This is a genomic window from Halomonas sp. JB37 (assembly GCF_002332255.1).
Lineage (GTDB): Bacteria > Pseudomonadota > Gammaproteobacteria > Pseudomonadales > Halomonadaceae > Vreelandella > Vreelandella casei.
This window is the reverse complement of sequence record NZ_NRGW01000001.1, coordinates 184094-207317: the sequence shown is the minus strand read 5'-3', so window position 1 is coordinate 207317 and position 23224 is coordinate 184094. Positions and strand designations below refer to the sequence as shown.

Genomic DNA, 23224 nt, shown 5'->3' with positions numbered 1-23224 from the left:
ACTGAGCCGTAAGCGGTATCAGTGCCAGCGGCGGAAGATCAACGAGGTGTTGATACCTCCAAAAGCGAAGTTGTTGCTCATGACATAGTCACACTCAATGTGGCGTCCTGGGCCGTTCAAATAGTCGAGTTCTGCACAGGCGTCATCAAGACGATCAAGATTGGCGGTGCCGTGAAACCAGCCTTCTTGCATCATCTTAATGGCGACCCAGGCTTCCAGCGCACCGCAGGCGCCCAGCGTGTGGCCGGTAAAGCTTTTGAAAGCACTAATGGGCAGGTTTGAGCCGAACACAGCGTGTGTCGCATGGCTCTCTGCAATATCGCCCCGCTCGGTGGCCGTGCCATGGGCACTGACATAACCAATCTGCTCGGACTGCAAACCTGCATCCGCCAGTGCTTGGCGAATCGCCTGTTCCATAACGTTGGCATCCGGCTGGGTGACGTGGCGGCCATCGCTATTGGTGCCAAAGCCAACAAGCTCGGCGTGAATGGTGGCTCCCCGTGCCTGGGCGTGCTCTAGCTCCTCAAGGATCAGCGTGCCTGCCCCTTCACCGATTACGAGACCATCGCGCTCGGCATCAAAGGGGCGCGGCGAGGTGTGGGGTGCGTCATTGAGCGTGCTGGTGGCAAACAGCGTATCAAAGACCGCCGCCTCGGAAGCCGAAAGCTCCTCGCAACCCCCTGCAATCATGGCAGTCTGGCGTCCAAAGCGGATGGCTTCGTAAGCGTAACCGATGCCTTGGCTGCCAGACGTGCAGGCACTTGAGGTGGTATAGATCCGCCCGCGAACCCCAAGAAAAACACCAATATTAACCGGTGCGGTGTGGGCCATCATGCGAATATAGGAGTTGGCGTTCAAGCCATCGGTCGATTTATTAATCAGCATATTGCCAAAGTCGGCAATGGCATCGGGCTCTCCTGCGGAGGCGCCGTAAGCGATCCCCATCTGGCCGCTACCTAATAGCGGCGTATCCAGCAGGCCTGCGTCTTCCAGGGCTAGCTCACTGGCCCGTGTGGCCATCTGTGCGCCTCGGCCCATGCTGCGAAGAGCGCGGCGGTGATAGTGAGGGGGCAGCGTAAAGTCGCGCACAGGCGCCCCCAGGCGCGTATTGAGGCCGTCATAGCATTCCCAGTCATCCATGTGGATAACGCCGTTTTGCAAGCGCTCAAGGCGCGCCTGAATGCTTGGCCAGTCGTTGCCGATAGGCGAGAAACCGGCCATGCCGGTCACTACCACTCGACGCCCCAGCCCGTCCTGACGTAATGCATTGCCTGACATCAGCACATTCCTCCATTCACAGCGAACACCTGCCGCGTGATATAGCCCGCGTCCTCGGAGCATAGAAAGCCCACTGTGGCCGCGACTTCATCGCTGGTGCCGGTGCGGCACATGGGGATCAACTTGAGCGCTTCCTCTTTTACTAGGTCGTCGGTCATATCGGTATCGATCAACCCAGGGGCGACGCAGTTAACCGTAATGCGGCGTTTCGCGAGTTCCACGGCCAGGGCTTTCATGGCCCCGATCAGCCCAGCCTTGGCGGCGCTGTAGTTGACCTGGCCACGGTTGCCCATCATGCCTGAAACCGAGGACATCACGACGATGCGGCCGGGTGCTCGGCGGCGAATCATCGGCATGACGAGAGGTTTCACAACGTTATAGAAACCGTCGAGGTTGGTGTGGATCACGCTGTCCCAATCCTCATCAGAGAGCGCGGGGAAGGCGCCGTCGGCGGTAATGCCCGCATTGCACACCACTCCGTAATAGGCACCATGCGCTTCGATATCTGCGTCCAGTGCATGCGCCGCCGCTGCCCTGTCGGCAACATCAAAGCACAGTACGCGGGCATTGCGGCCCAGTTCACGAACTTGGCTTGCGACGGCTTCCGCATCTGCCTGACGCTGGCGGCAATGCACGACGATATCGAAGCCATCCCGCGCCAGGCGCAAGGCGATGGCTTGCCCGATACCGCGGCTTGAACCGGTAACCAGGACGGTGTTCGTCATTGGGTGCTCCCTTGTTGCATCATTTCCAGCGCTTGCTGCGTATCGGGCTGGAACACGTTGAGTGTGGCGTTAGCGACCTGCTGCTGCTGGGCATTCAGCAAGCGCCCCTGAAACGCGCCCAGGCCATTATCCGCGCGAAAAGCGAGTTCCACTTCGATGCGTATCGGCTGATCGAATGGGAAAAACGGCTGTTGGCACTGATAGCGGCGTGTGCCGAGTAGAAAGCCAATTTTCGGCGGATCGCCTGACATCACGGATTGCACGCCCGCCCACGCTGCAACGGCCTGAGCAAGCCACTCTAATCCGACCCAGCCGGGAATACCGTCTGGCGTGGCAAACAGGTCGTCGCGTTGTGGTACCACACGGGCATAGAGGTGCTCATCACCCACGGCCAGTAGCGTGTTCAGAAGACACATGCCCAGGCGGTGTGGCACGTACGGCGCGATATCGCAGGGCAGATCAAGCCCTGCGGGCATCTGTGAATCATTCATTACAACGTTCCAACAACAAGGCGATATTGTTACCCCCAAACGCGAAGGCATTGCTGATCGCGCGGCGTCCGTGGTGCGTCGTCGCCTTGGCGTAATTCAGTAACGGGAGTTCAGGGTCGACGTCACTATCGTGAACCTGAGGCGGCAGGCGGCCTCCATTGAGCGCCAGCCAGCAAAAAGCTGCTTCGAGAGCGCCGCAGGCGCCTAGCGTATGTCCGGTCAAGGTCTTGGTTGAACTACATGGCAAGGTATTGCCGAACAGGTGAGCAACAGCCCTGGCTTCCATGCTGTCGTTCTGGCGCGTGGCGGTGCCGTGCAGGTTGAGATAATCAATGGCTGTGGCGGGCAGCTGCGCCATGTCAAGCGCCGCTTGCATCGCCAGAATGGCCCCCTGACCATCGGGCCGGGGCGCTGAAATATGGTGAGCATCGCTGCTTTCACCGTAGCCACTGAGCTGAATGCCGCCGGTTTCAGCCGTTACCAGAAACAGCGCCGCAGCTTCCCCAAGATTGATACCGTCACGCTGGGCCGAGAAGGGCTGGCAAGGGCGATCGCTAAGCGCTTCCAGCGAGGCAAACCCATTGATGGTCAGCCCGCAAAGGCTGTCGGCACCACCGGCGATGACTGCGTCGCAAACCCTACTTGCCAGCAAGCGTTTGGCGCTGGCCAGCGCGCGCGCACTCGACGTACAGGCGGTAGAGAGCGTATAGGCTGGCCCATCAAGGCCAAGTCGCTCGGCAACGAAGCGGGCCGGCGAGCCTATTTCATGGCGCTGGTAATGGAAATCGTCGGGCCAGTGGCCTTCGCGTAGACGCTCAGCCAATGCTGTTTCGGTTTCGCCAATGCCCGAGGTGCTGGTGCCAAGCACCACGCCGATACGGGCATCCGGGCAACGCATGCGAAAAGCTTCAAGCGTCGGTGCTAGCTGCTCAAGGGCGGCGGCCAGCAGCTGGTTATTGCGCGAGCGGTGCGCTGGCGGCAGCGTCTGGGCAGCGGGTAGAGAGGTCGTTACTCGGCCTAACGGTAAAGGCCGCCCGGGGGTAAACACGTCGTCATACTCAAGCCCTCGACGGCCAGTGAGAAGGGCGTTGGCAATGGTTGTCAGGTCATCACCGATCGAACAGACCAGGGCCGGTGGCAGGAGGCGACAAGGTGGCATCTGAGAAGACATCAAGGAGTTAAACATGGAGCGGCTGCCTGATCGGTGTCACTAAGGGGCATGATATACAGACGGTAGTCTGCCTCAACGTCGTCAATTAACGCGCATGCCGAGTTACCGCTGATTCGCGCAATGACGCGCTGTCGATAGCGTATCGTGCGCCCTGTCTCATCCTCTTGCATTGACCACGCGTTGGAGAGGAAGGTTTGTTCGATAGCAGGCGCGGGCCACAGGTTCCAGCTCAACCGACTCGCCAGCCACTCAGCGGTAAAAGGCGGCTCAAAGGCGGCATCGTGTTGAAAGCGACTGCCGTTGTCGTCGTGTATCAGGGTCAGCAGGCGCTGGCCTTGTGGGCTTAGTATGACCAGACGCAACGTCTTTTCGTCGTGGCGCAGAATGCCAATCATCTCATGCCGCTGGTTATTATGTTCAAACGTCAGGCGTTGCCTCTGCGTTTCCATCGCCGGGAGTGTCGCGAGGCTGGGCACACCTGCCATCGGCTGCCCGGCACAGCCGAGCAGCAGAAATAGGGCGATGAGTAACCCTGTCTGACAGGTCAAGCGAAACAACGTAATGGTCATTCGTCTTTCCCATCGTTATGGCGGTGCCTATCGGTACACACTTCTGCCAGGCTGTTCAACCGTCGGCGGCTGGCAGCCACGAACGGATTGTCTTCATCCCAGGCGTAGCCGGCGAGCACCGAACTGATCATGGCGCGTATGCGGGGTATCTGCTGGTCGTTGAAGATGATGCGCGGTAAGCGGCCATCGTACCAGGCGTCAACAAATTCTCGGAAGGTGGCGACGCCTCGTCGCAAGGGTTGTTCAAACTGACTATCCCAATCGATGTGTTCACCGGCAAGCTGGCGCTCGACCAAGGGGGCGGCACGCAGGGCCGAATCCAGAGCGATGGTGACGCCTGAAGAGAAAACCGGATCAAGAAACTCGCCTGCGTTACCCAGTAGGGCAAAACCGGGGCCATGCAGCTGCTCGACATCAGCTGAATACCCCTCCAGGCGGCTGACATCGCGCGTGGCTTTCGCGTTTGCCAGCAGCTCGGCAAGCATCGGCTCGGCCTGAATGAAGTGCCATAGGCGTTCTTTATCATTGATGCCCGCAGTTTCCAGCTTTGCCCGGTCACCCACGACGCCGACCGATGCCCGCCCATGGGTAAAGGGAATCAGCCAATACCAGATGCCAGGGTGCTCAGGGTGCAAGCCAATCAGTATCTTCTCGCAGTCGTAACGCGCGTAATCGATACGACCCTCGATATGGGTAAACAACGCACAGCGTGACTCAAGTGTTGAGGGGCGGGCAAGGCCGGTTAAGCGCGCCAGGACGCGTCCGTAGCCGCTGGCATCCAGCACAAAGCGCGCGTGCAACGAGCGCTGTTCACCATTGGCATCGACCAACGTAAGGCGGGGCCGTTCGGGGTCTGCGACGAAAGCGTCAACGCGGGTATCAAATTCAACCTGTGCGCCCAGCTGGCGGGCGCCTTCGATCAGGCGCTGGTCGAAATCAGCGCGTTCGACCTGCCACGTGATGCCTGGGCCCGAGCTGAACTTGTCGCGAAAATCGATGGCGGCGTAGCGGTCCCGCCAAGTAAAGGCCGCCCCGTTCTTGGTTTGAAATCCGCCGGCCTTGGCGGCATCCAGCAGGCCACACGCCTCAAGATGCACCATGCACTGCGGCAATAAACTTTCACCGATGGAGAAGCGCGGAAAGCAGCTGCGCTCGATCACACGGACATCTAGGCCCCGCTGGGCAAGCCAGGCCGCCGCCGCCGCGCCAGAAGGACCCGCGCCGATGATGGCGACATCGGTGGTGTCTTGCGTTTTTATCTGCTGCGTTGCTTGTGTGACCATCAGGGAGTGTCCTGTCGAGAAGAGAAAGGCCGGGCGCCCGCTCTGGCAAACGGTACAAGCGCCCAGGCCGATGCAAGGCCAATGAGGCAGGTAAGCCCCAGGAAGTGCAGCGCCGGGGTGGCACTGAACGCCAGTAGGCCGAAGGCCAGCAGGCTTGAGGTACACGACAGGCTAATGGCCAGCCAGGCGGCGGAGCTATCTGGGTGTTCCGTGCTGAAAATGCCCGCATCGAGACCGATACCCAATACCAACAGCAATCCCAGCAGGTGGAAAAGCGTCAAGCCGATGTTAAAGGCGCTCAATAGTGCGACGGTTACCAGCAGTGCGCCCAGCGGCGGTAGCAGTACGCGCCAGGCCCGCCCGCGATAGCGAATGCCAAATATCAGCGCCAGCCCCGCCACGGCGATGGCCAGGCACAGGGCGATCTGGTCGCGAAGCTGCGACAGATGGTTGGATAAGGTGGCGACGCGATCTTGGTAGAGCACGTGCGCCGGTGCCGCGAGCTGGGAGAGCACTTGTTGGGCGGTGCTATCGGCGTCGCCCAGGGTGACTAATGCCGCCATGCCTGCATGCTCGCCATCGCCATCGGCGGCGACGGCGCCTAGCCAGAGCATGGTGTCGGCCTGCCCTTCCGGTGTACTAAGCCAGGTCGTGATCGTCAGCAGCGGCACACTTTCAAGCGAGCGCTGAGCGGCTTTCAGCAAGCTCGGGGGAAGGCCTGCTTTGGCTATCAGCTGGGGCAGGGCGTTGTTGTAAGCCTGACGCACACGCTCAAGGTTGGCATTTTGGCTCGCTGGGGAGGGTACCGATTGTGCCAAGTGGCGGTAGTGGGTCAAGTGCCCTTGCACCTTTAGATCGGCAAGGTCCGCGTCCAGAGCTTCAAGCCGCTCCAATAGTTCACCTTCATGCGCGGCGGTGACCAACAGGTAGCGGCTGGCGGTCGGGCTATCCAGCAGGGTCTGCACGCGCTGCTGTTCGGTGATTAGCTCGGCAGGTGAAGGATTGAGCTGGCGAAGATCATCGTCAGCGGACAGCCGCGTGGCGATTATGACTACCGCGAGAGCGCTAAGCAGGGCCAGTAGCCCCCAATACTTAGTTGCGCGAGGGGGTAAGCGCAGGCGGTTGAGCCGGGTAGCAATGCGTGCGGTGGCGGCATGCGGGCGCGGAGTCAACCACGGCAACCAAAGCCTCACCGTTAACCAGGCACCGACCAGTCCCAGCGCCACGAAGGTGGCCATCTGACGTAGCCCTGGCAGCGGCGTAGCGAGCTGGACGAGATAAGCGATAAGGCTGGATACCAAGCCCAGTAACAGCCCCGGCCAAAGTCTGGCCAGCGGCTGTTCGGGCGCGAGCTGGCGAGCGCACTGAAAATGCAGGGCGTAATCTATCGCGATGCCGATCAAGCTGGCGCCGAAGGCCAGCGTCAGCAGGTTGAGCGTACCAAAAAATAGCCAGGTCAACGGCAGTGCCAACAGCAGACCACACGCCACCGGCAACAACAGGCTGGCCAATATCGCAGCGCGCCGAAAGGTGATCCAGAGCAGCAAGGCGATACCCAGCAGTGAACCGATACCGATGATCAAGGTTTCGCGCTTGGCCTGCTCGGCACCAGCGGAGGCGTGGAACACCAGCCCGCTTCGTAGCAGCTCAGCTTCAGGATAGTCATCTGTAAAGTGTGCCAGCGCCGCGACAAGGCGTTGCTGCATAGCCATATCGTAGGGGCTCGCCGTGAGCTGGCCGCTGACGATGAACCAGGGGGCGTGCTCGTCACTCACGGCTGGCAAGCCGCCGATCAAGCGAAGGGGGCCCGCTAGGCGCTGGTCACGCCAGGCATCAAACAGGCCGAAGGGATCCTTACGTGGGTCAACGTCACTTCCCGGCGTGAACAGCTGTCGCAGACCCCGCTGCACCCAAGCGTCGCTATCGGCGGCCGCAAGTGACGGCGATAGCAGTCGATAGCGGTATGCTGACAAGGCGCTGCCGGGTTGTTGTAACGTGTCATCGTCGAAGGTTGTGACGCTGGCCGATTCTTTAAGGTATGCCTTGAGATCCGCCACCAGCCGAGCAGGTGATTCGCCTCGCACCAGCAGCACGAAGCGATCCTCGAAGGCCTGCGTCAAATGCTGCTCGGCTTGTTCGAGTAGCGCCCCCTGGCGGGTGTCTGGCAACAGCGTGGTGATGCGCGTATCCAGTGCCGCGCCTGTACTCAGCAGAAAAGCCAAGAGCAGGGCGCAGCCCAGCAGCAGCCCCGCCCAGCCGATAGCTGCCAGACGCTCCAGGCGGCCGGGGTGCGTTGCTTCACTCACGGAATGCGGTCATCGTCGTCAAGGCGCTCGCAATCCGCCGCGCTCAAGGTAATCTCAAGCCGGTCATCATTGGTAAACAGGATTTCGACACGCTCTACCTGCTGGTGACCGTGAACCAGCAAGTGGACAAGCCGTTGGGCGATGTTCGCATTACTAGGCGTCAGCATGGCCTGCCATTCGTCTTGGGTATCGCTGAGCTCGATGGTGAAGTATCTCTCCAGCGCCTGCCAGTCGCCGGAAAGCAGGCCACTAAGCACTGGAGCAACCGCCTGAAAGCCCATCGGCAGTTCTTCGTTGTCTGCGCTCAGCACCACGCGGTCATTGATAGGGGAGGTTGTTTGCCAGACAAGGCCCTCATCTTGATGCTCAAAGGTTCCGCGGCTATCCAGCTGGCTATTGAGATCGGCTAGCCAGCGTGTCTGCGCGAAGCGCCCGCACTGGGGTGCATTGTCGGCCAGACGTTCGGCAAGGTCATCGATGGTGGGAGCCGCCCACGCGTTGGCGCTGGCAGTCACCAGGGTGAGGGCAAAAAGGGCACGGGCAAAAAAGGCCGCGTTAATAGAGCGCATCATGGATTGGCCTTCTGCCAAGCGAGCAGACGTTCTCGCAGAACGGGCGGTGATTCCAGGCGCATTTCATGGTCTTCAGTCCCGACGGCCACCTGTACGCTCCACGCACGCGTCAGGCGTTTGCGTGTTTGTGCATCACGGATGGTGTAGTCGATCTTGAGGCGATTCTCCCACTCGCTCAGACGCGCTTCGATGGCGATTCGCTGGGCGAATAGCACGGGTGCCGCGTAGCGCAGGCGCAAGTCGATTACCGGCCAAGCAAACCCTGAGGCCTGCATTTGTGAATAGTTGTAATCCAGAGCATCGAGCAGGGCGCAGCGGGCGATTTCCAGATAGCGGACGTAGTGGCCGTGCCAAGCCACCTGCATCATGTCGATATCATGAAAAGGTATCGTCAGCTCGGTCTCGTAGCAGGGCAGTTTGCCATCATCAAGCGTCATATAGGTTCCAATGGCGTTGGCGAATCAAGTCGCAGAGGGTACGTAGCTCGTGTTCCAGGGCGCGGTCTTCGCCCAGCGCGGGGAAAATCTGACGGCAGTCTGCCAAAAAGTCAGCCAGGCGATCAGGCAGCGGCGTATTGCTGATTTGGCTGCGCAGTTCCACCCCCTGGCAGGCGGCATGCAGAGTGGCGGCCGCGACCTGCTCTACCAGCGTGAGTATGCGCAGCGCATCGCGGGCGGCAATGGTACCCATGCTTACCTTGTCCTGATTGTGGCACTCGGTGGAGCGCGAAAAGACGCTGGCGGGCATGGTTAGCTTTAACGCTTCGGCGGTCCATGCTGACGCGCCTATTTGCACGGCCTTGTAGCCATGGTTAAGGCTCGCCCGCTCGGGGGCGGCACCGCTTAAGTTGCTAGGCAAGCCATGATTGAAGCGCGCATCCACCAGCAGCGCCAATTGGCGGTCGAGCAGGTCCGCGAGGTTGGCACCGGCCTGCTTGAGGCTGTCCATGGCGAAGGCAACATGGCCACCGTAAAAGTGGCCGCCGTGCATGACCTTGCCTTGCTCGGCGTCGATCAACGGGTTGTCGTTGGCGCTGTTGAGTTCGTTTTCGAGAAATTGGCGCCACCAGGGTAGAGCATCTTCCACCACGCCGATTACATGCGGGGCGCAGCGCGTCGAATAGCGGTCCTGAAGACGCGATGAGTTGCGCGGCGACTCGGGCGCGTGGAGATCCTCGCGCAGGCGTTGAGCTACCTTGTTCTGACCCGGATGGGGTTTGGCGGCGAAAAGCTCGGCATCAAAGTGGTAAGGGTTGCCGTTCAGCGCATGCACGCTGAGCGCCGTAATGCGCGTGGCCAGTTGCGCCAGATAGGTGGTGCGGGCAAAGGCGAACACGCTCAGCGCGGTCATCACCGCGGTGCCGTTCATCAGTGCCAGACCTTCTTTGGGCTTGAGGCGATAGGCTGTAAGCCCATGCTCGGCGAACACCTCAGCCGTAGGCCGCCTCTTGCCGTCATGCAATACCTCCCGCTCACCGCATAAAACGGCGGCCAGGTAAGAGAGCGGCGTAAGATCCCCGCTGGCCCCCACAGAGCCCTCTTCCGGAATGACCGGTATTACATCGTGGTCTAGCAGCCATACCAAGCGTTCAAGCAGCTCTATGCTGACCCCTGAAACGCCACGACAGAGCGAGACCAGACGTACCATGATCACCGCCCGTGCGGCTTCCACCGTCAGCGCCTCGCCCAGCCCGCAACCATGAAAGGTGTATAGCTGGCGGGGCAGTTGTTCCAGATCAAACGCGGAGACTTCGCGGTTGCAGGAGTCGCCATAACCGGTGGTAACGCCGTAGACGACGCCATCTTCTGCGAGCAGGCGCTCAAGAAAGACATTGCCTTTGGCAATACGCTGACGAAAGTCGGGTGTCGTCGACAGGATGGCGCGGCGGCGGCCTTCGGCAACGGCCAGTACGTCTTCAAGGCTGACCATCGAGCCATCCAGAATGAGCGGCTCGCTGGTGAGAGGGCCCGCCGTCGAGTCACGCAGTATCGTCATGAAGGTATCCAGTGTCGTTCATCCAAAAGGGATAAAAATTGAACCATTGTAACGGGTGGCGCCGAACGCGTTCTGCCAGGTGGTTGGCATGCGCCTGCATGGCATCGGCAATCCATGTTTCACGCTGACGACGAGGCAGGTCCTGGGTGTGGCCAAGCAGCTCAAAGTCGATCCTGAAGTTGTCATCATCGCGCACGCAGGCCAGCGTATAGAGTGGACAACGCAGCAAGGTGGCCAGACGGAAAGGGCCTTCCGGAAAGCGTGCCTGGTCGCCGAGAAAATCAAGCGGCTGGGTCCGCTCGCCTGACAGGGGACGGCGGTCGGCGGCGATTACGATATAGCCACCAGCGTTGATGCGTTCTGCCAGCGTCTGAGCAGTGGCGGGGGTGACGTCGCTGACTTCGAGAATCTGTGGGCGCGGCTTGCCCGTGACACGTTCAAGCAGAGCATTGAACTTGCGCGCATTACGCGTGTGCATCATCACCGTCAGGTCGAGATTAGTATGGCGTTCGGTCAGCGCATTCACAACGTCAAGGTTGCCGTGGTGAGCGACAAGGATCAATCCACCTTGGCCACCTTCAATCGCGGTGGTGAAGCGCTCGACCCCGCTACCCACGAGGCGCTCGTCGGCAATATTGCCGCTCCATGCTTCAACCTTGTCCATCAGCGTTTCGCCAAAGGCCAGAAAGTGGCGGTAGCTTTGCCACCAACGAGCGACAGGCTGCTGCTTGAGTGAGGGATAAAGGCGTTGCAAGAACGCCTGAGAAGCGCGTCGCGCCGTGGTGTGGACGAGAAAATACCAGAGCATCACCGGCCATAGCGCCAGCCGAAAAGGCCAGCGGCCCAGGCGCCGCTGTATGGCCACCATCAGGGTCATCCCCAGCAGCGTGCCGCGCTCACCGATTCGCGCCCAGTGACGGCTCATGGGCTTACCTCATTGGGCTGCCAGCGCCGGGCGAGCAAGCGCGGCAGGCGCCACAACATGCCGAAAAACAGGCGCGTATGCATCAGCGATATCTGCCGGTTATCGCGCCACACGGCAAAATGGCTGATGCCATCACGGGGATAGTGCACGCGTACCGGCCGGTGCATCATGGCGCCTTGTGCCCAGTGCCAGCGCACCAGCACTTCGGTATCGAAGGTCATGCGATTGCCGCAGGGGTGGCGAGCGAGTATTTGATTGAGTGGCGTCACCGGATAGAGCCTGACACCACACATCGAGTCGCGAATATCCAGCGACAAGGTATTTATCCACACCCAGATATGCGTGGCGTAGCGGCCATAAAAGCGCATTTTGGGCACGCTGGCGTCATAGCGGGGATAGCCCACTATTAGTGCATCTGGGGCCGCCTTGAGTTCGCTGAGAAACGCGGGCAGGTCGTCGACGCCGTGCTGGCCGTCGGCATCGACCTGAAGCGCATGGCTGAACCCCAGCTGCTCGGCGTAGCGTAGTCCAGCACGTACCGCCGCGCCCTTACCCTGATTAACCTCAAGACGCAGCAGGTGATGACCCTGTTCCGCCAGACGGTCCAGAGCGGCGGCACACGGCTGATCACTGCCGTCATCGACCAGCACCAGCGGTATCTCAAGCGCCGCCAGTTCCGCGCAGAGCGGGTTGATCGTCGCTGGGTGGTTGTACACCGGGATCAGGATACAGGGCCTTGGCTCAGCCATGCTGACCTCCCTTGGGCGCTTGCAGGCGAACCTGCCCGGCACAGTGGCGACCTTCCTGGGAGTCAATGCTAAACGCGATGCCGTCTTCACGGCGGGTCAGCTGCAGGGTGAATCGAGTGCCGGGCAGCAGCGCGCGCGTAAACTTCAGGCGCTCGATACCCAGAAACAGACCTCTGTGGCCAAAGATATCGTGGGCATAATGAATCGCCCACTGCACCATCACTACCCCCGGCACTATTGGATACTCATCAAAGTGGCCTTCCAGAAACGCCAACCGCTCCGGCACTTCCAGGGTGAGCAGGCAACTATTGGCATCTAGCAGATGCTCGCCCAGCCAGCGCGGCTCTTTGGGGTCGTCCAGATCGGCAAACAGGCGATTGATCAGCGTGCGGTCCAGTTTGCCCTGGGTATTGCTCGGCACCGTTTCGACAAAGCGCCAATAGCGGGGCACTGCCACTGGCTCCAGGTGGTCGAAAAGATGCGCGCGCAGACGCTGTATCAAACACTGGCGAGCGTCACGCTGGTGCGGAATAAACGCGTGCTCTAGTACGACCACGGCGCCCAGGCGGCCGTCGGTACGGTCGAGATCGACACAGCGTGCCTCGCTAACCTCTTCCAGCGCCGTAAGAAGGCACTCCACGTGGTCGAGCGAGACACGCCTGCCGCCAATCTTGACTAAACGATCCGCTCGGCCCAGTAGCATAAAGCCGTCATCTACCGGCGCCACTAGGTCAGGCTGATGCCACCACTGCTGAGGCATCTCAAGAAACGGCGACCGCAGGCTCAGTCCGCCGTCTTGGAATGCTAACGCCACACCGGGTAGCGGCTGCCAAGCGCTATGGCTTGTTTGGCGGCGCTGGGCTATACCTCCGGTTTCGGTGCTGCCATAAATCTCGATGACCGGCGCCTGTAGCAGGCGTTCAGCAAGCTGGGCGTGTGCCTGCGACAAGGGGGCTCCAGATGAGAACACGCGGGCAGGCGGCGTGGCGGCGTGCCAGGCCAGGTGTTCGGGCAAGCGCGAAAGCTGTGCAGGAGAGCTGACCACGACCGGATGTAGGCCTGCGGCACTGGCCTCCTGCAGGCGGGTCACCAGCGTTTCTGGGTAGCGGCTTTCACCACCACAGAACGGCGTGGAAGTGCATAAAGGGTGCAGTATGCCGGTGAGCAGCCCATAAATATGCTGATGGCTTACCTGAGAAATAACGCCGCTGTCGGTCAGCGGCCAAAGCTGGGCGTGGGCTGATAACTCGGCATCCAGCTGATCAAAACGCTTGGCTAGCTGAACGGGGTTGCCGGTAGAGCCTGAGGTCGATAGCACAACGGCGGTCGCGCTCGGATCCAGAGGCACAACGCGGGGGCGTGTTTCAGCGCTCTTCGCGAGCCTCGGCCCAGGCGCGTCGGGCAGCGTGCCGTCGACTTCGCTTGCCAGCCGGGAGAGTGTTCCCGGGCGATCATCAGCGGGCAGCACGGCGACCCGACCGCTTTCCCACAAGGCGATCAGGGCCGCGCAAAACGCAAGCGGCTGCTGCTGGCAGAGTAGCCAGCGGCCGGCGGGTTTGTCCGCAAGCCAGAGGTGCCATTCATCAATATGTAACGCAAGTGAGGCGCTACATACCCAGTGGTTGGGCAGACACTCATGACGAAAGCTTAGGTTGCGCCAGGGTAGCTGAGTAAGCGAGATAAAGGTCACGACAAACGACTCCGCATCCGGTGACGCAATAGCCATTCACCGATAAACATGATGCCGATCAGCCCATAGCTGATGGCGCCGTTATATAGCGTCCAGGTGGCCAAATCAGCGTACAGCGCTGTCCAGCAGGCAATGGCCCCGTTGAACATAAAAAAACCGCACCATGCCCAGGTAACGTTTCGGGTATAGCGTACCCCGGCAGCGGATAACTCGGGCTCACGCAGGCGCGCTAAACGCTCGATGACCGGCATGCCCCGCCACAGGCTGGAGAGAAAAATAGCCAGCATGATCGCGTTCACGGCCACGGGGTATGCACGCATGCCGAGTTCAGTGTATCCCAGGGCGCCTAACGTGAGGAGTAAGATAGCCGCGGTTACTGCCAGGTAGCGCGCTTGCGGCATTCTCCAGGCGAGCAGCGCCGCGCCCATAAGTAATAGCGGCCAGCTGCCGATATCATCGTGCAAAAGCAGCACCAGTAGTGGCCATATCAGCGCGAGCACCAAGCTTGCGTATTTTGGCATTGTTACTGCTGCATCAATTGTTCGACGGCCGTGACAACATCGTTGATCGTGCGCACCGATTTGAAATCCTCGGGCCTGATGCGTCGTCCGGTAAATTGCTTGAGCTCGACGACGAGATCCACCGCATCGATGCTGTCGATATCCAGATCTTCATAGAGGCGGGCATTCGGCTCTATGTCGCTGGCATTGATCTCGAACAGCTCAACCAGTGTCTTGCGAATATGAGCAAGTATCTCTGCGCGCTGATGGTCAGCGGTTTCAATTGACACGGCGGGCCTCCACGAGCGCTTGCAGCGCCGCCAGGCTTGCGAAATGACGCCGCGTCTCATCGGCTTCGGAGTCAAGCTTGATTCCATACTGCTTTTGCAGTGCCAGTCCAAGCTCAAGCGCATCAATTGAGTCAAGCCCCAGCCCTTCGCCAAACAGAGGGGCGTGTGGGTCAATATCGGCAAGCGTAATATCCTCAAGCTCTAGCGCGTCAATGATGAGACGCTTGAGCTCGATTTCAAGCGTCTGATGGCAGGTTTCGGTCATGATGAAGGTGTTCCAGTTCTGTGTTGAAGTGGTCGCTCAGCCATTGCGTTAGCTGCCTGGCGAGCTGGCCGGTTGGTTGTTGGCCAGTTGAATTAACATCCAGGTCTTCAAGCACACTAAATTCCATTAAAACTCTGGTCGCCGGGATGTGGTACCAGGGTTCATGCTTGGTCAGGGTCGTTGGCGCACAGCGTATCAGAACAGGGGTGATCGCTGTGCCTGTGCGCAGGGCGATATTAGCCCCGCCGCGACGAAACTTGATAGGGCGTTTCGGGCTAGTGCGAGTGCCTTCAGGAAATAAAATCAGTGAATCGCCGCTTTGCAGGCTCTGGCGGGCAGCCTCCAGCACTGACTCGGGGTCATCGTTGGTGATATAGCCTGCGGCACGGATAGGGCCTCGGGTAACCGGGTTGCGGGCCAGTCGGCCCTTCACGATACAGTTGGCGTGAGTCGTGTGGGCGATCAAGAAAATGACATCAATCAATGAAGGGTGGTTGGCAATCACTAGCAAGCCAGGACGCTTGAGGCGCTCGGAATGGCTAAAGCGGTAATCAAGCACGCCGAGGCCTTTCATCAAATTGATGAACCCGCGAAAGCAGGCTTGAATAAGGCGTCGCGCCAGTTGATGGCGCCGTTCAGTGTCGCGCACACACAGGTTGAGCAACGGCGCAATCACCAGGCCAATAAAAAGCCCACCGATCCCGAAGGCTGCAAAAGAAATAGCGGTACCCGCACCGCGGTACAGTTGACTGATGCTCATTCCTGCTCCAGGTGCCAGCGCTGTCGGCCGTCCAGGAAAGTGGTCTCTCCGTTGAGCCAGTTCAGCACGTTGACCGGCGTAGGGGAAGTGCTTTGCCCGGGTTTCGATAGCGTAATAGCGCGCCCTTGATTCAGGGTAAAGCGCATGCCAACCACACAGGCCGTCCCCGGGTGTTGCGTAACTCCTTGATAAGCAGCAGGCAGTGAGCTTTCCGAGAACACGGCAACGACGCTAGAGTAGCCCGCCATCAAATACCCGTGGGACTCGTAAACAAGCGCATCAAATTCATCACCACACGCCCCTAACGCCTGCAAAGGGCGATGATGCGACTGTGCAATAGAGTGAACGCCCAGAATGGCGTTATGCACTGACATCGAAAAACGGGTAGGGGAGATAGGTTCGCCACGCTGCAGGCTCTCCAGCATCGCAAGCGTATGTGTCGTATCGCCATGCCGTGAGGCATGCACTAAAGGGGCATCAGCCTGGGGGTCGAGTTCTCGCAGGATGTCGCAGGTGGCACGTCCGGTATCATCGAGTCGCCGCCGCAGTATAGCGGGCAGCATGCCCCCCAGCGGAGCTGAGATAAGGCGATTTGGCCTGTTGGCGATTATCGTCTCTTCGGGAAGCCAGCCCAGCCATTCTTCGATATATAGGGGAAAGGACACTGCTTTGATACCACTCAAAAGGGCGGCTACTTTAACTTAATCAAGGGGGCTGGAAAAGAGAGGTTACATAAATGACAAAACGGCTACTTGCTAAAAGAGCTAAGTGGCCGTTTTTTATAGTGTTCTTGGTCGGAATAGCAGGATTCGAACCTACGACCTCTGCCTCCCGAAGGCAGCGCTCTACCAAGCTGAGCTATATTCCGAAAGCTGCCGAGCACTGCTCAACAGCGGGAGTGGATCATACTGATTCAGGGCCATTTTTTCAAGCCCTTGATAGCGTGATCGAGCAATTTTTATGCTTTACGATCAACGGCTAAACGGGCTAACTGCGCCATGCTGTCGCGATAAGTGCTGGGCGGTAGAGTGTTCAGTTGCTCAAGGGCTTTGTCGGCCATTTCTTCGGCGCGCTGGCGGGTGTAGTCGAGTGCACCGGTGGCATGAACAATTTCCAGTACGGCGTCTAGCTGCTCAAGCCCGCCTTGGCGAATCACCTGGCGAATGAGCTTGGCCTGCTCTGGGGTGCCTTGCTCCATGGCGTGAATCAGCGGCAGCGTCGGCTTGCCTTCGGCCAGGTCGTCGCCAACGTTCTTGCCCATGGCGTCAGCGTCGCCCTGATAATCCAGCAGGTCATCAATCAGCTGAAACGCGAGGCCCAGATAGCGGCCATAATACTGAAGCGCGTGCTCTTGTTCGGGAGTAGCTTGGGCCAGCACGGCACCGCTGTGGGAAGCCGCCTCAAACAGCATGGCGGTTTTACCCAAAATGGTCTCGAAGTAGTCCGCCTCAGAAATACTGGGATTGCCAATGTTGGTGAGCTGCAGCACTTCTCCTTCGGCGATGATGCAGGTGGCGCCGGAGAGAATCGCCATGATGCGCATGGAGCCCACGTCGACCATCATCTGAAAGGAGCGAGCATAGAGAAAGTCACCCACCAACACCGACGGCGCATTGCCCCAGGCATCGTTAGCGGTTTTCTTGCCCCGGCGCATGTGAGATTCATCAACCACGTCATCATGCAGCAGCGTCGAGGTATGCATAAACTCAATCAGCGTTGCCAACGGGATGTGTTTTTCGCCGGTGTAGTTGAGCGCGCGCGCGGCTAAAAGCGCCAATAGAGGGCGCAGGCGCTTACCGCCACTTTCAATGATGTACTGGCCGATGGTTTCGACCAGCGGCACTTTAGACGTGAGCTGCTCAATAATTGTCCGATTGACGGCTGCAAAGTCCTCGGCCACCACGGCGTGCAGCGGTGAAGGCGTTGGGCTGACGGGTTGGGCTGAGGAGACGTTAGCGGTCATTGGATCCGTTCATCGCGGCAGGTGAAGGCGGTAAGTGCCGCCCGTAGTTATGTCATTCGTTATGGTGATGCGTTGGGCTCATGCTATGGCGCTGCCTGTTGGGCGTCAAGGCGCGCTCAGCCGTGATGGCTTCTCCCAACCATTGACGAGTACAGGTAGTCTTGTGGTAAGAGGCGATAGTCGTTATAATCCGCGACCCACTCATCATGCTCCCTGTCAGATGGCTCCAGAAGGGGCGCCACTCGCAGCAGGTCGATAAGAGCGGAAGGCGATGAGCGCTGGTTACGCGGGGCGTAATTGGCATTAACGACAAGTCCGGAGAGTGACATGTACGCAATTATTAAAAGCGGTGGCAAACAGTACCGCGTTCAAGAAGGTCAGACCCTCAAGCTCGAAAAAATCGAAGTCGCCACCGGCGAAACGATCGAGTTTGATGAAGTGCTGATGGTTGCAGACGGCGATGACTTCAACATTGGCGCGCCAATGATTGGCGGCGCTAAAGTCTCTGCCGAAGTGGTTTCCCACGGCCGTGGCGAAAAAGTGACGATCATCAAGTTCCGTCGCCGTAAGCACAGCATGAAGCGTCAGGGCCACCGTCAGTGGTTCACTGAAGTCAAAATTACCGGAATTTCCGCGTAAGCGGTTTGTCCCTTTAGGAGGTTTTTGCAATGGCTCATAAGAAGGCAGCTGGCTCCACGCGTAACGGTCGCGATTCCGAGTCTAAACGCTTAGGTGTGAAACTGTTCGGTGGCCAATCGGCGACTGCGGGTAACATCATCGTGCGTCAGCGCGGCACGCGCTTCCACGCTGGCACAGGCGTTGGCCTAGGCCGCGATCACACGCTGTTCGCGCTGAGCGACGGTTTTGTGAAATTTGAGACCAAAGGTCCCAAAAACCGTAAGTTCGTTAGCATCGTTTCTGCATAAACGAAAAACGCAGCGCTAGATAGATGCTGCGTAAAAAAGCCCCGCTATGGCGGGGCTTTTTTGTCGGTTAAAACTCTTTTCGCATACGCTTTGCTACCACGATGGTGGATAAAAGCGCCGGTGAAAAAAAGTATTGCATATTAGGGCGGCGGAAGCGGCCGGGAGAATCCAATGCAGTTCGTCGATGAAGCCTCGATTATTGTTGAGGCGGGCAAAGGCGGCAATGGCTGTCTGAGCTTTCGCCGCGAAAAATATGTGCCCAGGGGCGGCCCCGATGGGGGTGATGGCGGTCACGGTGGTAGCGTTTACCTGATTGGTGACGATGCGCTTAACACCTTGATCGACTTCAAATTCCAGCGTTTTTATAAAGCGGAAAACGGTCAGGGCGGCATGGGCCGTCAAATGAGCGGCAAGGCCGGCGAAGACCTACACGTAAAAGTGCCGGTCGGCACCACGGTGATTGACGAAGATACTTTGGAAGTCATCGCGGATGTGACCGAGATCGGCCAGGTAGTATTGGTTGGTGAAGGCGGTCGGCGTGGATTGGGTAACATCCACTTTAAGTCTTCGACCAACCGCGCGCCGCGTCGTACCACAACCGGTACCGACGGTGATCGCCGTAACCTGCGTTTGGAAATGAAGGTAATGGCCGATGTGGGTCTGCTGGGTATGCCTAATGCGGGCAAGTCCACGCTGATTCGTTCCGTGTCTGCCGCCAAGCCCAAGGTCGCTAACTATCCGTTCACTACGCTAGTGCCCAATTTAGGCGTGGTGAAGCTGGGCATGCACGAACACTTCGTAATGGCCGACGTGCCGGGTCTGATCGAAGGGGCTTCTGACGGTGCCGGCTTAGGGCTGCGCTTCTTGAAGCACCTGACGCGTACGCGGCTGCTGTTTCACGTCGTCGACGTAGCGCCGTTTGATGAGTCTGATCCGGTCGCGGCATCGAAGGCGATTGTGCGCGAGCTGGGGCAGTTCTCACCGGCGCTTTCTGAGCGTCCGCGCTGGCTGGTCTTGAATAAGTTTGACCTGCTGCCGGAAGACGAGCGCGAAGAGCGCGCCCAGGCGATTATTCAGGCGCTTAACTGGGAAGGCCCGGTGTTCCGTATCTCGGCCATCAGTAGCGATGGCACCGATAAGCTGGTTCAGGCGGCGTATCGCTGGCTGACCGAACAGCGTCGCCTTGAGCACGAAGATGAAGAAGCGCTGATTCGTGAGCAGGAAATGCGCCGTCGCATGGAAGAAGAGTCGGTCGCACGTACTGAAGCGCGTCTGGGTCGTCGGCGTAAGCGTGACGATGAAGACGACGAAGATTTCGACGACGATGATTATGATGTTGAAGTTGAATATGCCCCATAGCTTGGCAAAATAGCGTGACCCAGCTAAGGGTATAAGATAGTAAGCTAATAAGGGCTGCGTTCGCGCGGCCCTTATTGTGTCTGATAAAGGTGGGGCGGATGGAAAGTAACGAGCAAATTCTCGGACGCAGCGCGTTGAGTCGTGCGCGTCGAGTCGTGGTAAAGATCGGCAGTGCGTTACTGACTAACGATGGTCGCGGCCTGGACGAACCGGCCATTGGCGGCTGGGTGGATCAAATCGCAGCCTTGCATCAGCGCGGTGTTGAGGTGGTGCTGGTTTCCTCTGGCGCCGTGGCTGCTGGCATGGTGCGTCTTGGCTGGCAGGTGCGGCCCAGCGCGGTGCATGAGCTTCAGGCCGCTGCGGCGGTGGGTCAAAACGGACTCACCCAGTGCTATGAGCAGCATTTTGCGCGCCACAATATGCTCACGGCGCAGGTGCTGCTCACCCACGACGATCTTTCTAACCGCAAGCGCTACCTCAATGCGCTTTCGGCGCTGCGCACGTTGGTGGAAATGCGCGTGGTGCCGGTGATCAATGAAAACGATACCGTGGTCACCGATGAGATTCGCTTTGGCGATAACGATACGCTCGGAGCGCTGGTTGCAAATCTATTGGAAGCCGATGCGCTGCTGCTGTTGACCGATCAGGAAGGTCTGTTTGATGCTGACCCGCGGCATAATCCAAATGCTCAGATGATAGCCGAAGGGCGCGCCGACGACCCTCGCTTAGCGGCTGTTGCAGGCAGCGGCGGTGCGCTAGGGCGTGGTGGCATGAGTACTAAAGTGCGTGCGGCGCAGCTGGCGGCGCGCTCTGGGGCGGTCACTGTCATTGCGAGCGGGCGTCAGCCTGACGTTATCAATCGGATAATGGCGGGTGAGTCGCTGGGCACGCTGCTGCGCCCTGATCAGGTGCCGATCGCGGCGCGTAAGCGTTGGCTGGCGGGGCAACTGCAGGTGCGCGGCACGCTGGTGCTGGATGCTGGCGCAGTTAAAGTGCTGCGCGATAAAGGCTCTAGCCTATTAGCCGTTGGCGTTCGCAGTGTGCAGGGCAGCTTTAAACGTGGCGATATGGTGGTATGCGTGGACGAGCAGGGCGCATCAGTGGCCAAAGGCTTGGTGAACTACGGCGCTGATGAAGCGCACCAACTGGCGGGGCAGCCCAGCCATCAGATTGAAGCGATCCTTGGCTACGTAGAGGCTCACGAATTGATTCACCGCGATAATCTTGTGGTTCTATAAGCGAGCTGGCGGCGGTAAAGGCACTTGGTGCGGCCAGTCGTCAGGCACCAAAAAAACGCGCTCATAGCGGTGTTCATGTTGGTAATAGAGCATGATCTGCTGAGGCGAGCGCCATGCGTGCACTTTATCGATGACGCCGGGCAGCACTTTATCAATGGGGCGAAAAACGCTGGATAGCGGTGGTGCCAGCCAATGCGGTTTTTCCAGCCAGGCTATCGTCGGTACTGCAGCTGAACTGGCGACAAACGCAGGCCAATCTCGACAGTAGCACCAGTAGCCACGGCGGTGATTCAGCGTGGCGCCCTCTGGTGGAGGCATCTCTGTGTGCCAGGGCGTTTTCCAGGGGTAGTACAGAACGCCAGGTATGGCTAGCCGTTGCGTTAATTGCTCACCTAACGTTAGTTTAGAGGCGCCCAGGTCACGCGGTGCTAGCCAATGATTTAGGGTTGCCAGCGCAGGCAGCGTTGTGGAAAGCGGCAACTGGTGGCGCTGTAAATGGGCACATTTAAGCGCTAGGCTATCTGCTCCGCCAGGGCCAATCCAGCGGCTTTGGCTACGCACGTCCCCAGGCCCTTCCGGCAAACCCAGATAGAACTTAATCGCCACCTCCAAATGTATCGGTGCCGGATTGTCGCGAGTGCGGTAAAGCATATCCAGCTCACCCAGCGTAATGCGCTGACGCGTAATGCGTACGTTGTGCGCTAGCATGCGTGTGTTGGGGGCGTGATCGAGCAACGTGTGCCAAAGGCGTTCGTGATAATGCCCCATGCGATTGGCCCGCGACCCCGTTAAAGCTGTTAGCGAAGGTATTGGGAGTTGGCGCAGCCAGGGCAACAGCGAGTTTTCCAGCCCTAGTTCTTTAAGCGTCGGGCGGCCTGCGCAGGGAATCGGTGGCGCCATCTCAATAAGGTCCGGCGTGGCGGCTAACCAGGCTAAATCACGCAGCGCCGCGGTGGGTAGCGTGTCGCCGGAGGGGTGGCCATCAATGTTGTCATTATGCACGGCGTTCTCCTCAGTCTGCGGCTATATTCGCTTCCTGCTGAGGTCATTATGACGCTTGGCTATTGCTGGGGCTATAACGCAGCGGGCTCCCTTAAAGGGAGCCCGCAGGGCGGCTTCAAACACCGCGAGTAGAGTTGATGCGATAGATTAGTCGCGATCAATCTCGCTGACTTGATCAGCACCTTGGCGTACGCTGATTTCTAGCTCACGGCCATTTTCGTCGCGGCCTTCAACATCGATCATGCCGCTTTTATCCATGTCGAGGTCTTCAAACTCAACCATGCCTTCCTGGCTGGCAACATTCAGCGCTTGGCGAATATCGTCTTCGCTCATACCCCAGGCACCGGTGACTAGGCGCTCGCGTTGCTCTTGCAACGTTTCGCCGTCATCTAGTGAGAAATCAATATCGGCATACCACTCATCGTCCAGCCAGCCTTCTACTTCCACACGGCCACGGCTTTTAATGCTAATTTCTTCGTAATGGGTGAAACCGTAGTCGCCTGCGTGGGTCAATACGTCATCAATACGATCCATTGGCAGTGAGTCAGCCTGAGCACTGCCAGCCGCAGCGGCAAGTAGTAGGGCAGAGGTCGGGATCAGCAGCATTTTTTTCATGGTGTTCATAGCAAATTCCTTCTTTACGTGACGAATCATTTACGTGAATCAATGGCACTCAGCCAATGCGACAGGGAATTTATACCACTGGGATACTTTCCTTAAGCTGACAAAACCGTTCATCTAACGTTCATGTTGCCTTAGGCATTCTGGCAATATGAGTAATGTCGTACGTCACCTTATAACGCCACTAGGCCGCTTCCAAAAAAGCGCTTGCCGCAGTGTTGCCAGTTTAGCCTTAGCGCTATTACTGGTCAGTAGCGCAGTGGGCGATCAGCCCTGGGAATCTCTGCATGGCGAGGTGAATCGTGGCGAAGTGGTGTCGCTGGACACTATTTTAGATTGGCTTGAAGCTCACTATATTGGTGAGGTGCTCGAAGTTGAGGTGGAGCGTGAGCGCGGGTTTGTAGAGTATGAAATTAAGCTGCTCGGACCCCAAGGCCAGATCGTTGAATTTGAATTTGACGGCCAAAGCGGTGAGCTAATGTCTATTGAAGGTGCGCGCATTAACGATATGCGCCGTTAGCTTTTTTATATAAGAAAAGGGTAGTC

At 58.8% G+C, this 23224-nt stretch carries 26 protein-coding genes and 1 tRNA gene; 5 read left to right on the top strand and 22 right to left on the bottom strand.

Annotated elements, in window-relative coordinates; genetic code table 11:
• Positions 1–18: 18 nt before the first annotated feature.
• From CIK78_RS01010 to ispB, 20 genes are all read right to left on the bottom strand, one after another.
• Positions 19–1278 carry a beta-ketoacyl-ACP synthase gene (locus tag CIK78_RS01010; protein WP_096276377.1) on the bottom strand — a complete coding sequence of 420 codons (1260 nt, stop codon included), beginning with the start codon at positions 1276–1278 and terminating at the stop codon, positions 19–21.
• On the bottom strand, positions 1278–2003 hold the full coding sequence (fabG, locus tag CIK78_RS01005) for a 3-oxoacyl-ACP reductase FabG (protein WP_096276375.1): 726 nt from the start codon (positions 2001–2003) through the stop codon (positions 1278–1280). Before fabG ends, CIK78_RS01010 begins: the two co-directional genes overlap by 1 nt.
• Complete coding sequence (locus tag CIK78_RS01000) at positions 2000–2494, bottom strand: hypothetical protein (RefSeq protein WP_096276373.1); 495 nt, start codon at positions 2492–2494, stop codon at positions 2000–2002. The genes fabG and CIK78_RS01000 overlap by 4 nt, the downstream gene beginning before the upstream one ends.
• Complete coding sequence (locus CIK78_RS00995; RefSeq protein WP_225734358.1) at positions 2487–3680, bottom strand: beta-ketoacyl-ACP synthase; 1194 nt, start codon at positions 3678–3680, stop codon at positions 2487–2489. Before CIK78_RS00995 ends, CIK78_RS01000 begins: the two co-directional genes overlap by 8 nt.
• Positions 3665–4234, bottom strand: a complete 570-nt coding sequence (locus CIK78_RS00990; RefSeq protein WP_096276371.1) for a DUF3261 domain-containing protein — start codon at positions 4232–4234, stop codon at positions 3665–3667. Before CIK78_RS00990 ends, CIK78_RS00995 begins: the two co-directional genes overlap by 16 nt.
• A complete protein-coding gene (locus tag CIK78_RS00985; RefSeq protein WP_096276368.1) occupies positions 4231–5517 on the bottom strand; it encodes an NAD(P)/FAD-dependent oxidoreductase in 1287 nt (428 codons plus the stop codon). The genes CIK78_RS00990 and CIK78_RS00985 overlap by 4 nt, the downstream gene beginning before the upstream one ends.
• Positions 5517–7823 (bottom strand): hypothetical protein, encoded by a 2307-nt coding sequence (locus CIK78_RS00980; protein WP_096276366.1) that lies wholly within the window; start codon positions 7821–7823, stop codon positions 5517–5519. Before CIK78_RS00980 ends, CIK78_RS00985 begins: the two co-directional genes overlap by 1 nt.
• Positions 7820–8395 carry an outer membrane lipoprotein carrier protein LolA gene (locus CIK78_RS00975; protein ID WP_096276364.1) on the bottom strand — a complete coding sequence of 192 codons (576 nt, stop codon included), beginning with the start codon at positions 8393–8395 and terminating at the stop codon, positions 7820–7822. Before CIK78_RS00975 ends, CIK78_RS00980 begins: the two co-directional genes overlap by 4 nt.
• A complete protein-coding gene (locus CIK78_RS00970) occupies positions 8392–8832 on the bottom strand; it encodes an acyl-CoA thioesterase (protein WP_096276362.1) in 441 nt (146 codons plus the stop codon). Before CIK78_RS00970 ends, CIK78_RS00975 begins: the two co-directional genes overlap by 4 nt.
• On the bottom strand, positions 8822–10390 hold the full coding sequence (locus CIK78_RS00965) for an aromatic amino acid ammonia-lyase (protein ID WP_096276360.1): 1569 nt from the start codon (positions 10388–10390) through the stop codon (positions 8822–8824). Before CIK78_RS00965 ends, CIK78_RS00970 begins: the two co-directional genes overlap by 11 nt.
• Complete coding sequence (locus CIK78_RS00960) at positions 10374–11315, bottom strand: glycosyl transferase (RefSeq protein WP_096276358.1); 942 nt, start codon at positions 11313–11315, stop codon at positions 10374–10376. The genes CIK78_RS00965 and CIK78_RS00960 overlap by 17 nt, the downstream gene beginning before the upstream one ends.
• Positions 11312–12064, bottom strand: coding sequence for a glycosyltransferase family 2 protein (locus tag CIK78_RS00955; RefSeq protein WP_096276356.1), 753 nt, complete (start codon positions 12062–12064; stop codon positions 11312–11314). Before CIK78_RS00955 ends, CIK78_RS00960 begins: the two co-directional genes overlap by 4 nt.
• The gene (locus CIK78_RS00950; protein ID WP_225734357.1) at positions 12057–13790 is read right to left on the bottom strand and encodes an AMP-binding protein; all 1734 of its coding nucleotides are present in this window, start codon (positions 13788–13790) and stop codon (positions 12057–12059) included. Before CIK78_RS00950 ends, CIK78_RS00955 begins: the two co-directional genes overlap by 8 nt.
• Entirely contained in the window at positions 13751–14275 is a 525-nt protein-coding gene (locus CIK78_RS00945; RefSeq protein ID WP_225734356.1) for a hypothetical protein, read from the bottom strand. Before CIK78_RS00945 ends, CIK78_RS00950 begins: the two co-directional genes overlap by 40 nt.
• Positions 14276–14277: 2 nt before the next feature.
• Positions 14278–14544: an acyl carrier protein gene (locus CIK78_RS00940; RefSeq protein ID WP_096276352.1), complete on the bottom strand. Its 267-nt coding sequence runs from the start codon at positions 14542–14544 to the stop codon at positions 14278–14280.
• Positions 14534–14809: a phosphopantetheine-binding protein gene (locus tag CIK78_RS00935; RefSeq protein WP_096276350.1), complete on the bottom strand. Its 276-nt coding sequence runs from the start codon at positions 14807–14809 to the stop codon at positions 14534–14536. The genes CIK78_RS00940 and CIK78_RS00935 overlap by 11 nt, the downstream gene beginning before the upstream one ends.
• The gene (locus CIK78_RS00930; RefSeq protein ID WP_096276348.1) at positions 14781–15569 is read right to left on the bottom strand and encodes a lysophospholipid acyltransferase family protein; all 789 of its coding nucleotides are present in this window, start codon (positions 15567–15569) and stop codon (positions 14781–14783) included. Before CIK78_RS00930 ends, CIK78_RS00935 begins: the two co-directional genes overlap by 29 nt.
• Positions 15566–16234: a beta-ketoacyl synthase chain length factor gene (locus CIK78_RS00925; protein ID WP_255249074.1), complete on the bottom strand. Its 669-nt coding sequence runs from the start codon at positions 16232–16234 to the stop codon at positions 15566–15568. The genes CIK78_RS00930 and CIK78_RS00925 overlap by 4 nt, the downstream gene beginning before the upstream one ends.
• 126 nt (positions 16235–16360) lie before the next feature.
• Positions 16361–16437, bottom strand: a tRNA-Pro gene (locus CIK78_RS00920).
• Positions 16438–16527: 90 nt separating this feature from the next.
• Positions 16528–17532, bottom strand: coding sequence for an octaprenyl diphosphate synthase (gene ispB / locus CIK78_RS00915; protein WP_096276344.1), 1005 nt, complete (start codon positions 17530–17532; stop codon positions 16528–16530).
• Between the two features lie 327 nt (positions 17533–17859).
• Between ispB and rplU the strand changes: the two genes are divergently transcribed.
• The 4 genes from rplU to proB all read left to right on the top strand — a co-directional run bounded on the left by rplU (position 17860) and on the right by proB (position 21055).
• Positions 17860–18171 carry a 50S ribosomal protein L21 gene (gene rplU, locus CIK78_RS00910; protein ID WP_096276342.1) on the top strand — a complete coding sequence of 104 codons (312 nt, stop codon included), beginning with the start codon at positions 17860–17862 and terminating at the stop codon, positions 18169–18171.
• A 29-nt stretch (positions 18172–18200) separates the two neighbouring features.
• Positions 18201–18458 carry a 50S ribosomal protein L27 gene (gene rpmA / locus CIK78_RS00905; RefSeq protein WP_096276340.1) on the top strand — a complete coding sequence of 86 codons (258 nt, stop codon included), beginning with the start codon at positions 18201–18203 and terminating at the stop codon, positions 18456–18458.
• 171 nt (positions 18459–18629) lie between these two features.
• Positions 18630–19817, top strand: a complete 1188-nt coding sequence (cgtA, locus tag CIK78_RS00900; protein ID WP_096276338.1) for an Obg family GTPase CgtA — start codon at positions 18630–18632, stop codon at positions 19815–19817.
• A gap of 98 nt (positions 19818–19915) precedes the next feature.
• The gene (gene proB / locus CIK78_RS00895) at positions 19916–21055 is read left to right on the top strand and encodes a glutamate 5-kinase (RefSeq protein ID WP_096276335.1); all 1140 of its coding nucleotides are present in this window, start codon (positions 19916–19918) and stop codon (positions 21053–21055) included.
• On the opposite strand, the gene CIK78_RS00890 is transcribed toward proB, so the two are convergent.
• Positions 21050–22057 carry a DUF1853 family protein gene (locus tag CIK78_RS00890; RefSeq protein WP_255249073.1) on the bottom strand — a complete coding sequence of 336 codons (1008 nt, stop codon included), beginning with the start codon at positions 22055–22057 and terminating at the stop codon, positions 21050–21052. The genes proB and CIK78_RS00890 overlap by 6 nt on opposite strands.
• A 147-nt stretch (positions 22058–22204) precedes the next feature.
• Positions 22205–22681: a hypothetical protein gene (locus tag CIK78_RS00885; RefSeq protein ID WP_096276333.1), complete on the bottom strand. Its 477-nt coding sequence runs from the start codon at positions 22679–22681 to the stop codon at positions 22205–22207.
• Between the two features lie 148 nt (positions 22682–22829).
• On the opposite strand from CIK78_RS00885, the gene CIK78_RS00880 reads away from it, so the two are divergent.
• Positions 22830–23198, top strand: coding sequence for a hypothetical protein (locus tag CIK78_RS00880; RefSeq protein WP_096276331.1), 369 nt, complete (start codon positions 22830–22832; stop codon positions 23196–23198).
• The last annotated feature ends 26 nt before the right edge of the window (positions 23199–23224 follow it).